Annotated in this window: 14 protein-coding genes and 1 pseudogene; 5 read left to right on the top strand and 10 right to left on the bottom strand. The window is 68.7% G+C overall.

The genetic code is table 11. The features are described 5' to 3' along the window. Positions 1 to 34: 34 nt before the first annotated feature. Together L942_RS37525 and L942_RS37530 are read right to left on the bottom strand one after the other, a co-directional pair. Positions 35 to 1189, bottom strand: a complete 1155-nt coding sequence (locus L942_RS37525) for an AAA family ATPase (RefSeq protein WP_037369389.1) — start codon at positions 1187 to 1189, stop codon at positions 35 to 37. Beyond that, positions 1183 to 2151 carry an RNA polymerase subunit sigma-70 gene (locus L942_RS37530; RefSeq protein WP_440201363.1) on the bottom strand — a complete coding sequence of 323 codons (969 nt, stop codon included), beginning with the start codon at positions 2149 to 2151 and terminating at the stop codon, positions 1183 to 1185. Before L942_RS37530 ends, L942_RS37525 begins: the two co-directional genes overlap by 7 nt. A gap of 66 nt (positions 2152 to 2217) precedes the next feature. On the opposite strand from L942_RS37530, the gene L942_RS37535 reads away from it, so the two are divergent. Further along, complete coding sequence (locus L942_RS37535; protein WP_200863049.1) at positions 2218 to 2778, top strand: TIGR03086 family metal-binding protein; 561 nt, start codon at positions 2218 to 2220, stop codon at positions 2776 to 2778. On the opposite strand, the pseudogene L942_RS46080 reads toward L942_RS37535, so the two are convergent. The 4 genes and pseudogenes from L942_RS46080 to L942_RS37550 all read right to left on the bottom strand — a co-directional run. Next, a pseudogene (locus L942_RS46080) lies at positions 2775 to 3251 on the bottom strand (methyltransferase); the annotation flags it as partial. The gene L942_RS37535 and the pseudogene L942_RS46080 overlap by 4 nt on opposite strands. Before the next feature lie 21 nt (positions 3252 to 3272). Then, on the bottom strand, positions 3273 to 3761 hold the full coding sequence (locus L942_RS46085; protein WP_326929386.1) for a methyltransferase family protein: 489 nt from the start codon (positions 3759 to 3761) through the stop codon (positions 3273 to 3275). A gap of 342 nt (positions 3762 to 4103) precedes the next feature. Further along, positions 4104 to 5417, bottom strand: a complete 1314-nt coding sequence (locus L942_RS37545) for an MFS transporter (RefSeq protein ID WP_037369393.1) — start codon at positions 5415 to 5417, stop codon at positions 4104 to 4106. A 32-nt stretch (positions 5418 to 5449) separates the two neighbouring features. Continuing rightward, entirely contained in the window at positions 5450 to 6469 is a 1020-nt protein-coding gene (locus tag L942_RS37550) for a hypothetical protein (RefSeq protein ID WP_037369395.1), read from the bottom strand. A 98-nt stretch (positions 6470 to 6567) separates the two neighbouring features. On the opposite strand from L942_RS37550, the gene L942_RS37555 reads away from it, so the two are divergent. Further along, entirely contained in the window at positions 6568 to 7170 is a 603-nt protein-coding gene (locus L942_RS37555; RefSeq protein ID WP_037369398.1) for a TetR/AcrR family transcriptional regulator, read from the top strand. A gap of 3 nt (positions 7171 to 7173) precedes the next feature. Here the strand turns inward: L942_RS37555 and L942_RS37560 are convergent, their stop codons facing one another. Next, positions 7174 to 7524, bottom strand: a complete 351-nt coding sequence (locus tag L942_RS37560) for an antibiotic biosynthesis monooxygenase family protein (RefSeq protein ID WP_037369400.1) — start codon at positions 7522 to 7524, stop codon at positions 7174 to 7176. Positions 7525 to 7716: 192 nt separating this feature from the next. Between L942_RS37560 and L942_RS37565 the strand changes: the two genes are divergently transcribed. Both L942_RS37565 and L942_RS37570 read left to right on the top strand, forming a co-directional pair. Further along, complete coding sequence (locus tag L942_RS37565) at positions 7717 to 8904, top strand: cytochrome P450 (RefSeq protein WP_037369401.1); 1188 nt, start codon at positions 7717 to 7719, stop codon at positions 8902 to 8904. A 93-nt stretch (positions 8905 to 8997) separates the two neighbouring features. Beyond that, positions 8998 to 9381 (top strand): hypothetical protein, encoded by a 384-nt coding sequence (locus tag L942_RS37570; RefSeq protein WP_051166530.1) that lies wholly within the window; start codon positions 8998 to 9000, stop codon positions 9379 to 9381. Between the two features lie 4 nt (positions 9382 to 9385). Here L942_RS37570 and L942_RS37575 read toward each other — a convergent pair whose 3' ends face one another. Both L942_RS37575 and L942_RS37580 read right to left on the bottom strand, forming a co-directional pair. After that, entirely contained in the window at positions 9386 to 10327 is a 942-nt protein-coding gene (locus L942_RS37575) for an MBL fold metallo-hydrolase (protein ID WP_037369405.1), read from the bottom strand. A gap of 2 nt (positions 10328 to 10329) precedes the next feature. Further along, complete coding sequence (locus L942_RS37580; protein ID WP_037369407.1) at positions 10330 to 11328, bottom strand: fumarylacetoacetate hydrolase family protein; 999 nt, start codon at positions 11326 to 11328, stop codon at positions 10330 to 10332. Positions 11329 to 11454: 126 nt separating this feature from the next. On the opposite strand from L942_RS37580, the gene L942_RS37585 reads away from it, so the two are divergent. Beyond that, entirely contained in the window at positions 11455 to 12054 is a 600-nt protein-coding gene (locus L942_RS37585; RefSeq protein WP_051166520.1) for a TetR/AcrR family transcriptional regulator, read from the top strand. Between the two features lie 42 nt (positions 12055 to 12096). On the opposite strand, the gene L942_RS37590 is transcribed toward L942_RS37585, so the two are convergent. Next, entirely contained in the window at positions 12097 to 12978 is an 882-nt protein-coding gene (locus L942_RS37590) for a hypothetical protein (RefSeq protein WP_037369411.1), read from the bottom strand. Between the last annotated feature and the right edge of the window lies 1 nt (position 12979).

Consider the following 12979-nt stretch of genomic DNA (forward strand, 5'->3'; position numbering starts at 1 on the left):
CGGTTCCGCGCGGGTCCGTTCGCGCGGCCGGACTTCACCGTTTCGGCCAATGCCACGACGGCTGGTCCAGCCTCCCCTGCCCAGCCACCACCGTCGCGCCGAAGTCCTTCTCGAGTTCCAGCACGGAGGCGTCCTCGAGAAACCGCACCAGCAGCTGGGAGTGCGAAACCACCAGCAGTTGCGTCTTCTTGGCCGCCGCGGTGATCAACGCGGCCAGCGCGGGCAGCAGGTCCGGGTGCAGGCTGGTCTCCGGTTCGTTCAGGACGAGCAGCTCCGGCGGGCGCGGGCTGAGCAACGCCGCGGCCCACAGCAGGTAGCGCAGGGTGCCGTCGGAGAGTTCGGCGGCGCTCAGCGGGCGCAGCAGTCCGTGCTGGTGGAAGCGGAGGTCGAAGCGGCCGTCGGCGGTGGTCACTTCGACGGACGAACCGGGGAAGGCGCCGTCGATCGCGGTGGCCAGAGCCTCGGCGTCGGTGGATTCCTGGATGGTGCGCAAGGCCGCGGCCAGGTCGCCGCCGTCGTGGTCCAGGGCCCAGGTCCGGGTGCCGATTCGGCTTTGCCTCGCCGGGGCGTCGGCGTCGGTGCGGAAGTGGTCGTAGAACCGCCAGCTGCGGACTCGGTCGCGGACGATCAAGAGTTCCGGGCACAGGCGCGGGTCGGCGAATTCGCTCAGCATGCTGTCGGTGAGGGCGATCGAGTGGCCGCTCTCGATCCAGGAGCCGGACTCGTCGCGGATGCGGACTCTGGTACCGGCACGGTCGGCCAGCAACGCGGACGGGCGCAGTACGGGGCAGTGCCAGACGCACTCGCGTTTGTATTCCGGGTCCAGGTTGAAGGCCGTCTCGCTGGGGATCGGGAGGCCGAAGTCGAGTGCGTAGCCGAATTCGTCTCCGGAGTAGCCGAGTCGCAGGCCCACGGATGTGGTTCGCCGCAACGGTTGCACCGGCACCCGGCCTTCCCGCACCGCTCGGCTGATGGTCTCCGGGCCTGCCCACAGCGTCGACGGCAGACCGCCCTCCCCGGCCAGGGCGGCGACCGCGCCGTTGCGTCCGGCGTCGGCGAGCAGCCGCAGCGCGCGGTACAGGCTGGACTTGCCGGTGCCGTTCGCGCCCACGATCACGGTGAGCTGCGACAGCGGCAGCACCAGGTCGCGCAGCGAGCGGTAGTTCTGAATCGCCAGGGTGGTCAGCACGCCGACACCTCCTCGGGCAGGCCGAAGCGCGGGAACAATGCGGGTTCGAGGAACCAGGTGACGGTGCGGATTCGGTCGCCCCACGGCGCGAGGACGAGGATTCCGGCGGGTCGCCCCACCGTGCCGCCGGATTCGGTGAGGTAGCAGGCGAAGGCCGGATGGGTGTTGGCGCGCGTCGGGACCAGGCGGAACCTCCGGGTGCCGCGCCACTGTCCGAATCCGGTAAGGAACGCGGCGACGGCTTCGCGGCCGACGTACTCGTGCGGTGCGGGCGGCATGGCGAGCCAGCCGTCGTCGGTCAGGAGCGCGACGACACCTTCGACGTCTCCCTCGCTGAACGCGTCCGCGAACCGTTGCGCGATTTCCCGTTCGCGCGGCGCTGGCGGAGCGGGCTCGACGGTCTGGCGCAGCTGGGCTCGCGCACGTTGCAGAGCGCCTTTGACCGCAGTGGAACTGGTGTCCAGCAGATCCGCGACCTCGGCGGTCGAGTAGTCGAGCACGTCCCGCAGCAGGAGGACAGCGGCCTGGCGCGGCGGGAGTTTCTGCAGGGCCGCGACGAAAGCCAGCTCGAGGGTTTCCTTCGCGCTGTACTGCGAAGCGGGGTCGTCCGGCACAGGCTGCAGCCAGGTCACGTCACTGCAGCGAGTGGGCTCGGTCGGGGTGAACGGCGGTGCCGGTTCGGCCGGGACACGACGGCCGGCGTCGCGGAGGGCGTTGAGACAGCGGTTGGTGGCGATGCGGTACAGCCAGGAGCGCACGGAAGCGCGCCCGGCGTAACCGTCCAGCCCGCGCCAGGCGGCGAGCAGCGTCTCTTGCAGCAGGTCCTCGGCGTCGGTGAGCGAGCCGAGCAGGCGGTAACAGTGCGCCTGCAGCTCGTGCCGATAGGGCTCGACCAGCTCGCGGAAAGCGCGCTCGTCGCCGGCGCGTGCGCGCTCGAGGATGTCCTGGCCCACCTGTCGCATCCTGCCATCGTTCCGTTTCCGGGGCGGGCGGTGTCTGTACCGGTGACCTCCCAGAAAGGCGAACCGATGAACCCTGTCGACGAGCTGGCCACCGTCCTCGAATCCACCAGCGCGCTGGTCGCGGGCGTGTCCCGGTGGGACGCGCCGACGCCGTGCCCGGAGTGGACCGTCCGCGAACTGGTGAACCATCTGGTCCTCGGGCACCGGCTGTTCACCGCGGTCCTGCGCGGCGAGGCGGGCGGTTCGCTGGACCCTCGTGCTTCCGACGCGCTCGGCGACGACCCGGTCGCGGCGTATCGGGACGCGGTTGCTGGCCTGCTCGCGGCGTTCCGGCAGCCGGGGGTGTTGGAGCGGGTTTTCGAGGTACCCGCCGGGACGGTTCCGGGGATCGCCGCGGTGCATCTGCGGATCGTCGAGGAACTCGTGCACGGCTGGGACCTCGCTCGAGCCACTGGCCAGGAGCCGAAGTTCGAGGACGCCTTGGTGAAGCGGGAAATCGCGTTCAGCGCGGCGAAACTCGCCGATCTTCCGGCAGGGCGGAGTCCGTTCGCTCCGCCGGTGCCGATCGCCGGGGACGCGCCGCCGCTGGCTCGGCTGGTCGCGTTGCTAGGCCGGGGGGCGGGTTAAGCGACCCGGAATTCGAGCAGGCCTCGTTGGCTGGTCAACGGGGCCGCCGATGCCAGGACCAGGCCCGCGGAACTGGCGAGAGCGCGGAATTCTTCGACCCGCCGTTCGCGGCCGCCGAAGTGGACGAGCATCACCAGGTCCATTTCAGTGCTCGCGTGTATTCCGCTGACCGCCTCGATGGCGAGGATCCGTGCGGACCGACCGGCCGCTTCCGCGCATCGCGTCAGGATGCGGCGGGCGTTCTCGTCGTCCCAGTTGTGCAGGATGTCCACCAACAGGTAGGCATCCGCCTTGGCGGGCAGCGGATCGAAGAAGCTGCCGCCGCGCACCTCGACCCGATCCGCGAGGCCACGGCCGGCGAAGGTGGTGCGGGCCTCGCTTGCGGTCGGTTCGAGGTCGACCAGGTGGGCGCGCAGGTGCGGAGTGGTCTCGAGGATCGCGGCGAGCAAATCGCCTCGGCCGCCGCCGACGTCGACTACCGAGGTGCACGAAGCCTAGTCGATGCCGGCGACGACCTGCGGGATTTCGGCGCGGAACCGGTTCGTCATCTGCTGGTCGAAGGAGTGCCGCAAGTGCGGTTGTGCGGAGAGATCGGTCCAGAAATCCTTGCCGTAGCGGCGCGAGTAAGCCGCCTCGCCGGTCCGGATGCTGTGCGCCAGCTCGACGAAAGCGAGCTCGGCGCGCCCGGCGGCGCGGTCCAGGTGCAGGAGGTTGGCCACGCCGTTTTCGTTGTCCTGGCAGAGATTCGCGCCGTACGCGGTGGTGAGGTAGCCGTCGTCGATGCGTTCGACCACGCCGAGCGTGCCGAGGTGGCCGAGCAGGACGTCGAGTGCGGTCGGCGAGAGGTTCAGTTCGGCGGCGACGTCGTCGACAGTGCCGGGGGTGCGCAGCCGGTCGGGCAGGCCCAGCGTTACCGCGACTCGCAACGCCATGGGGGTGGCCAGACTGGCGGCGCGGAGAAGATGGTTCGCGTCATCGCTCACGGGAATCCACTTTGCCAGTCTGTGTCAACCGGCTTTCCTGGCCAGACGGCGGGCTCGGCGAAGCTGCGCGGCATTCCCTGACCGACCAATTCCGCGACATAGTCCTCTATGGACAGTACGGAGGCCAGCTGCACGGCGCGTCTCCGCTCGTCACCCCGGAAGCCGTCGCCGCGCGAAGGTCGATTTACCGACGGCTCGAGTCCTTCCTCGCGACCGGGCGCGCGGACGGCAGCATTCCCGGTCCGGTCAACGCCACCGACCTCGTCGCGTTCAGCACCCTACGACGTCGAACGGTCCTTCGAGGACGAGGCGTTGAGTTAGCAAGCCGGCCGCGCCGCCTGGTCACCGGCGGGACGCGCGCGGCTTCGCTCCCAACGCCACTGCCAGCATGGCTCCGGCCACCATGCACGCGCCGACCACCCACAGCCCGGTCCGCTGGGTACCGGTCAGGTCGCGCAGCCAGCCCGTCACATACGGCGCGACGAACCCGCTCAGGTTGCCCAGCGCGTTGATCAACGCGATCCCGCCGGCGGCAGCCGCGCCGGACAGGAAATTCGACGGCAGTGCCCAGAACGTCGGCAGCGCCGCACACACGCCCACCGCGCAGATGGTCACCGCGGTCATGGTGGCGTATGGGTTTCCGAGGTACAGCGCGACCGGGATCGCCGCGCCGCCGACGAGCATCGGCAGCGCGACATGCCACGTGCGTTCCCCGGTCCGGTCGCCGTGGCGCGCCCACGGGACCATCACCAGCGCGCCCACGACGTACGGGATCGCGTTCACCAACCCCGCCTGCAGCACGCTGAGTTTGGTGCCGAACTCCTCGCCGAACCCGGCGATGATCGTCGGCAGGAAGAAGCCCAGCGCGTACAGGCCGTAGACGACCGCGAAGTACACGAACGCCAGGCCGAGGATCCGCGGGTGCGTGAGCGCTTTCCGCAGCGGCCAGTGGTGTTCCGCCTCGGTGGCGCGGCGTTCGGCGTCGAGTTCGCTGGTGAGCCAGTCGCGCTCCTCAGCGGAGAGCCACTTCGCGGTTTCCGGCCGGTCGCTCAGGCAGAACCACGTGACGACCGCGAGCAGGATCGCCGGAATGCCTTCGACGAGGAACATGAACCGCCAGCCGGACAGGCCGAACACGCCGTGCCCGCCGCTGATCAGCAGACTGGAGACGGTCGAGCCGATCGCGCTCGACACCGGCACCGCGCACATGAACAGCGCGACCGCCTTCGCCCGCTGCGCCGCCGGGAACCAGTACGTCAGATACAGAATGATGCCCGGGAAGAATCCCGCTTCGGCGACGCCGAGCACGAACCGCAGCACCACCAGCGTCGCGGCGTTCGGCACGAACGCCATCGCGACGGCCACCGCGCCCCAGGTGATCATGATCCGCGCGATCCAGCGGCGCGCGCCGAAGCGGTGCAGTGCGAGATTGCTCGGCACCTCGAGAATGAGGTAGCCGATGAAGAAGATCCCGGAGGCGAGGCCGAACGCCGTCGCGGTGAGGCCGAGTTCCTTGTTCATCCCGTTCGGACCGGCGAACCCGATGTTGACCCGGTCCAGGTAGTTGACGAAGTACAGCAGCATCAGCAGCGGCATGATCCGCACCGCCGCCTTGGCCATGACCCGGTTGCCCAGTGCGCTCGTCTTCGTCGACATGTCCGGATCTCACCTGTCCGGACCCCGCCGAGTCAAGGTTTCGCGTAATGCTCGGCGACCGCGGCGAACGCCTCCTTCGGTTCCCAGTTCAGCCCCGGGTACGCCGTGCCCGAGCGGTCTTCCAGCACCTTCACCAGGCCGAAGCTGGCGAGGTCGAGATCGTCGCGGCCGGTCCGGTGCGGGTAGTTGCCGAGCGCGAACAGGAAGACGAACGCACTGTCCACCCCCTCCGCCTCGAAGATCTCCAGCAGCTCGCGCAGATACGCGGCCTGGCCGGCTTCGTCCCGCTCGTAGTCGCCGTCGAGGCGGAGCGGCTCGCCGGTTTCCTTGTCGTACTCGACGATTTCCATGCTGCGCGTCGCGACGTCGCCGGCTCCGCGCCAGGTCGCCGTGCCGAAGCCGGTGATCGCCACCGGTTTTCCTTGCGCCACCAGGGTCCGCACGCCCTCTTGAAAGATGTCGGCGATCTCGGCGGAGCGGATCAGCTCCACCGTGACGAAGTCGAACCGGCTCCAGTCCACCTGCTCGAACTGGATGCACGCGTAGGTGACCGGGCCGTGGAACCGTTCCCGCACGGTATGGACGGCGGCGTCGAGGAACGTGTCGATCCGTTTGACGACCTCGGCCAGTCGCTCGGCGCGCCGCTCGGGCTCGGCGAACAGCAGACTGACTCGTTCCGCGGTGTCCTTGCCGGGCAAGAAGCCGGGGTTCATCACGCTCAACTCGACGCCGGTCACGAACACGACGTTCGCCCCGGCGGCGCGCAGCCGTTCCGCTCGGGTGGCGCAGTCGGCGAACAGGGCGAGCATCTCCTCGTGGGTCCGCTCCAGCGGATACGGCGAGAACCAGACCTCCAGTCCCAGGTCAGCCGCCCACTGCGCGGCCTGCTCCAACCGATCCGGATCGCCGCCGACGACCTGCACCGCGGTGCAGTGCAGATCGTCGCGGATGATCGCGAGCTCGCGCTTCACCACCTCCGGTTCGAAGCTCTCCCGCGACGACCGTCCATTGCGGACGAAGCCGGTGTCGTACGCCATTCCCTTGCCGCGCATGGCGGTTTCCTTTCGCTCGGGGACGCCGCCCACCTTACGCACGAAACTTGCGCGCACGCAAGTTTGCGCATGCGCACGAACACTGGAAGACTGCATGCGTGACCGGATTGCGCGAACGGAAGAAGCAGGCCACCCGCGTCGCACTGCGCGAAGCAGCCCTGCGGCTGGCGATCGAACACGGGCCGGCGAACGTGCGCGTCGACGACATCGCCGAGGCGGCCGGGGTCTCCCCGCGGACCTACAACAACTACTTCTCCAGCCGCGAAGAGGCGATCGTCGCCGCGGTCACCGCGGACCGCGAGAACCGGATCGCCACCGCGGTCGCCGAGCGCTCGCCGGACACCCGGCTGGCCGAGGCGGTCATCGACGCGGTCATCGAGCAATACACCGACCCCGGCGAGCAGAGCCGCGACGCATTGCTGCTGATCACGACGAATCCCGGGCTGCGCACGGCATTCCTCGACGCTCCGGCCGCGCTCGCCGACCCGCTGCAGGAAGCGCTCGCACCCCGGGTCGGCGACCAGCGGACCGCGCGCGTGCTGGCCGCCTCGATCGCGGCAGCGGTGCGGGTCGCGCTGGAGCAATGGACGCAACCGGCCGGAAACAACGGCCTGGTCGTGGTTTCCGGCTCACTGCCGGATCTGCTGCGACGGTCGCTCGAACCGCTCGTCCCCGCCCTCGACGCCGCGGAAGCGGGCTAAGGCTCAGAGTTCGATCTGCTCGAAGATGTGCGGATACGACACGATGTCGTCGGGAAACTCGGCCGCCACGCGCTGAAACTCCGGGTTGCCCAATGCCGCGGCGAGCGCCGCCGTCGTCTCCCAGGCCGCGACGTTCAGCAGAAGCTGGCTGCCCGCCGTTCCCCGGTGCAGCCGCAGCGAAACGAAGCCGGGCTGAGCCTTCATGAACTCGGCCTGCTTGCGAAAGAGCGCCAGGAACTCTTCGGTCCGCTCCTTCGGGACGAAGAAGGTGTTGGCGAGGACGATCGGTCCGGTCTTTTCCTGGAACTGAGCGAACATCGGCGTAGCCGGGTCGAGACTCTGCAGGGTGGCCATTTCGGGTTTCCTCTCACTGGAGCCAGTCTAGCGACGCTAGATAACGAGGCAACGCTAGCAATGTCAGTGCTCGGCTGTCTAGCACTGCTAGGTCAGTGAATCTCTACCGCCGCCGCTTTAGCTTCGACACTGTATTCACAAGTTTGTGAAAACTGTGTACCTTCTGAACTATCCAGAGGGGAAGGAGCGACGATGACCCGTCACACAGGACTCCCGATCAAACGGGGCGCGTGCCCGTTCGATCCGGCACCGGCCCAGCGCACCTCGGCTCCGGTTGTGCCGTTGACCTATCCGGACGGCACCCAGGGCTGGCTCGTCACCGGATACCAGGAGGCGAGGGCAGCCCTTGCCGACCAGCGGATGTCCGCGCGAGCCGAACTGGCCAAGCTCCCGCTCGACCTCGGCCCGCTGCCGCCGCCGAAACCGGCCGATCCGGGGGTGTTCAGCGGGATGGACGACCCGGATCACCACCGCTACCGCAAGCTGCTGACCGGGGCGTTCACCGTGCACCGGATGCGCCTGCTGGAGGACCGCGTCGCCGAGATCGTCGAGCACCACCTCGATGCGATGGCCGCCGCGGGCGGTCCGGTCGACCTGGTGGAAGCGTTTGCGCGGCCGGTGCCGGCACTGGTGATCTGCGAACTGCTCGGCGCTCCCTACGACCGCCGCGCCGAGTTCGCCGGCTACACCACCACCATGTTCTCCAAGGACGTCCCGATCGCCGAGCGGATCGACGCGACCCAAGGCGTCGTCGCGTTCATCGCCGGGCAGATCGAGGAGAAGCGAGCGAACCCGGGCGACGATCTGCTGTCCGATCTGGTCCGCGGCGGCGAGCTGACCGACGAGGAACTCGCCAACATCGGCATGATGCTGCTGGTCGCCGGATTCGAGACGACCCGCAACATGATCGCGCTCGGCACGCTGGCGCTGCTGGAGAACCCGGAGCAGCTGGCGAAGTTCAAAGCCGATCCGGACCTCACCGCGGGCACGGTCGAGGAACTGATGCGCTACCTCAGCGTGATCCACATCGGACCGATCCGCACCGCGCTGGAGGACGTCGAACTCGGCGGGGTGACGATCAAGGCGGGCGATCCGATCGTCATGTCGCTGCCGGTGGCCAACCGGGACCCGGAGAAGTTCCCGGACCCGGACGTGCTGGACGTCACGCGCAAGGCGACCGGGCAGCTCGGCTTCGGCCACGGCGTGCACCAATGCCTCGGGCAGCAGCTGGCCAGGGTCGAGATGCGGATCGCGCTGTTCCGGCTGTTCGCGCGATTCCCGGACCTGCGGCTCGCGGTGCCGTTCGCCGAGGGGGACCTGCCGCACGACGCGTCGATCTACGGTCCGGTGCGGCTGCCGGTGACCTGGCAGCGGGAGTAGCCTGGCAGCGGCGGATCGAATACCGGAATCGAGGTTTTCCGCGCTGTGCATGCGATTGCCCTGATCGGCGCCTTCACGTTCGTCTGGTTCGGGATGGTGCTCGCCATCTCGTTCCTGGAGGCCCCATTGAAGTTCCGCGCGCCGGGAGTCACCATTCCGATCGGTCTCGGCATCGGCCGGATCGTGTTCCGGGCCTTGAACATCGCCGAGGTGCTGCTCGCGATCGGAGTGGTGGCCACGGTCGTGGCCGGGCGGCCGAGCACCGCGGTGACGGTGCTGGCGGCAGTGGCGGTGGTGGTGCTGATCGGGCAGCTGGGGGCGATCCGCCCGGCGTTGAACCGGCGGACGGACCGCGTCCTCGCCGCCCCGGAAGGCACGGAGCTGCCGCGCTCGCGGGCGCATTTCGCTTATCTCGCCGCGGAAGCCGTGAAGGTGCTGGTGTTGCTGGCGCTCGGCATCCTGACCGTGACGGGCTAGCGGCTCACGCGAACCCCTCCAATTCCGCGATCCGGCGGAACACCTCGCGGGTGTCCACGCGCTCCATCTCCGGGTCGAGTTCGTAGTACACCGCGAGCACGTTCTGCGCGAGGCGGCCGCGTTCGTCGAGGTCCGCGAACCGGCCCAGCGAGATGTCCCGCATCGCCTCCTCCGACGTCATACCCCGGCGGTGGCGGTCGGCGGCCTCGGCGCGCACCCACTGCAGGTAATCGAGGACCGAGCGGATGCCGTCGGCGTCGGTGACCGGGCCGTGGCCGGGGACGACGAACTCGGCCTCCATCGCGAGCATCGCTTCGCAGGCGGCGATCCAGTTCGACACCGGCCCGGCCCAGGTGATCGGGGTGCCGCCGATGAACAGCAGGTCCCCGGCGTACAGCACGCCCTCGTCGGGAACCAGCACGACGCTGTCGCCTTCGGTGTGCGCGGGGCCGAGGCAGCGGATTTCCACCGCGACACCGCCGATGTCGAGCTTCAGCTGGCCGGCGAAGGTGCGGGTGGCCGGGGTCGCGGTGATGGAGTCGAAGTCGAACGGGCGGAGGATGTGCCGCGCGAAGCGGCCGACCGGGCCGTCCTGCCGCACCAGGCCGCGCATGAGGTCGGGGCCGTTGGTGCGCATCTCTTCCGCCGTGGCCTCGGACGCGATGATGGACGCGTCCGCGACCAGTTCGTTGCCGAACCAGTGGTCTCCGTTGGCGTGCGTGTTCACGACCGTCTTGATTGGACTGTCTACTGTGGTGCCCTGGAGCCCGTCGAGCATTTCCCGGGTCATCGGCACGTCGAAGAGCGTGTCGACCAGAAGGGATTCTCCGGCCCCGGCGATCAGTCCGGCGTTGCTCCAGCCCCAGGTGCCGTCTGGCACCAGCCAGGCCGAGCAGTGTTCGGTGAGCCGATGCTGTCCTTTGGTGTAGGGAATGTCTTTGCGCACACTTACCTCCTGGGGACGTGCACCTCGGGCGCACCCTGATACGAAGCCAATCCCGCACCTTCCGGCGCGACCTGCCGCTGCCCCACCGGATTCCGCAGTACCCCGACTCCGGACGCGGCCAGTTCCACCACGTCGCCCGGCTGGATCCAGCGGTCCAGCTCCAGCCCGCACCCGCCGCCGACGGTGCCGAGCCCGAAGAACTCGCCGGGATAAACGTCTTCGTCCAGCGACGCCCACGCGAGCACCTCAGCGAACGAGAACTGACGGTCCTTTGTGGACCCGGAGGCCCACCCTTCGCCGTTGACCGAGGCCGTCAGCTGCACGGCCCATTCGTCGACCTCGTCCATGGTGAGCACGCACGGCCCCATCGCGGTGCAGAAGCTCTTTCCCTTCGACGGCCCGATGGACAGGCTCATCTCGAACATCTGGATGTCGCGGGCGCTGACGTCGTTGAAGATCGTGACGCCGGCGATGCGTCCGGCCGCCTCGGCCGGGGTCAGGTTCTTGCCGCCGCCAGAAGTGAAGAAGCCGAGTTCGAGTTCGAAGTCGAGTTGCGCGGTGTAGGACGGCCACAGCAACGGCTCGTCCGGTCCGATCACCGACTCGACGTTGGCCTGGTAGCAGATCGGCATTGCCTTGAAGGCAGGCGGAACGGCGAGTCCCGAGCCGGTCGCGTGCTGGGTATAGGTCAGATAGTCGCGAATCCGGCGCGGCCTCGGCACGGGCGCGAGCAGCCGGACTTCCTCCTGCGGCAGCACCGCGGGCTGCCCCTCAGCGAGCAACACGTCGCCTTTTTCGGCCGCGGCGTCGGCGAGCAGAAGGGCCTGCTCGGCACTGGCGCGCGCCTCAGCCCCGCCCTCGAAGAACGCGACCATCTCGGTCGGGATTTCGCTTTCCCCTGGTCGCACTGCCCGCAAGACCCGCGCCGGGTCCACCACCGCGTCGCCGTGCAGCACCCCGAGCCGGGGCGCACCGGCCGATTCATAGGTGACCAGACGCATCGCCGCCTCCTTGAACTGGAGTCTAACCTTGGACTAGCGTCCAACAAAGCTAGGCCGCGGCGGAAGCCGCGTCAAGGGGGTGCCATTCAGCGGGCACCGGGAGGAAATGATGGTTGACTGCGATGCATGACGGCAGAAGCGACGACCGACCGGCGGACCAGGCAGCGACATGAACGCCGGGACCGGCTGTTCCAGGCGGCCGTGGAGCTGTTCGTGGAACGCGGGTACGACAACACCACGATGGAGGACATCGCCGAACGCGCCGACACCGCGCGCGCCACCGTGTTCAACCACTTCCAGCGCAAGACGGCGTTCCTGGACGAGTGGAGCCTGCGCCGGCGGGAACGCGCGATGACCGCGGTGCGCGCCGAGAACCTGGAAGACCGGCCGCTGCGCGAGGTGCTCAGCCGGTACCTGATCGAACTGGCGCGCACCAGCCTCGACTCCCGGGCGGAAACCGTCGCCTGCATGGGCGCGGCGATCCACTCCACGAATGTGTTCGGCAATCCGGAGCTGGCGCGTCAGTTCGGCGCGTTCGTCGCCCGGGCGCAGGAGGCCGGGGAGATCCGGGCCGAGATCGACCCGGCGCAGGCGGGATTGCTGCTCGCCACCTCGTATTTCGGAACGCTCAGCTCATGGATCGAGAGCGAGGCCGCGCCGTTCGACCTGCAGGAGCGGCTGCTGAACACGGTGGAGATGATTCTGCACGGGATCGCAGTCGGGTAACTGCTCGTGAGTGTTTACGCCGGTTAGAACCGGCATCGGCGCTCACGAGGCCTGGACGCCCGCGATCCCGGACAGCAACTCTCCCAGGTCCGCCACCACGCGCGGTTCGCCGCCGGGCAACGGCACCGCGGTGATCCGCCCGCCGAGGTCGGACACATACGCGACCTCGTCGTCCACCGCCAGCCCGATCGCCTCGGTGAAGCCGCTCGCCAGGATCTCCGGTTCCGCGCCCTTCTCCCCTGGTCCGGGAATCGGCGCGCGGTTCAGAGTGTTGCCCTTCGGCGCCGCACCGCGGTCGGTCCAATACAGGTACCCATCGCGGATTTCCAGATCGATCGGTTCCGGCAGGTGCTCCCACAGGGTCTCGACGTCGGACCGATCGCGCGCGGTCTCGCCCGAAGGAATCTCCAGCCCGGCACGGAAAATCCGCCCGAGGCCGCCCTTCGCCGGACCCTTCTGCGTCCAATAGAGATGCGTGGCGTCCACCGTCACGCCAACGCATTCCTGCGTCCCGCTGTCGTCCGGCTCGTTCACGACCAGGTCCGTGAGTCCAGTGCCATCCGGACGCACCCGGGTCACCCGGCAGCCCTCGCGGTCGCTCCAGTACAGGGAACCGTTGTACGCCAGCTGTTTCCCGGTCGTCAGAGTTCCATCCGGGACCACGTCACGCGCACCGGTACCGTCGAAGGAAACGGCATGCAGGCCGCCGTTGCGTGCCGAGTAGTCGAGGCCAGCCTCGCCCGGCACCGACGGGTCGCGCGAGGGCATGCCCATGGTGGTCCAATAAACCGTGCCGTCGGCGACCACTACGCCGTCCGGCGAGACACCAGCGTCTTTGTACAGCGGGGTAACCTGCCCGTCGGGAAGTCCGACGCGGTAAATCGTCCCGGTGCGAATGCCCAGCACCACAAGTTCGCTGAACATG

It is taken from the genome of Amycolatopsis orientalis DSM 43388 (genome assembly GCF_000411975.1).
In the GTDB taxonomy this organism is placed as follows: domain Bacteria; phylum Actinomycetota; class Actinomycetes; order Mycobacteriales; family Pseudonocardiaceae; genus Amycolatopsis; species Amycolatopsis orientalis_D.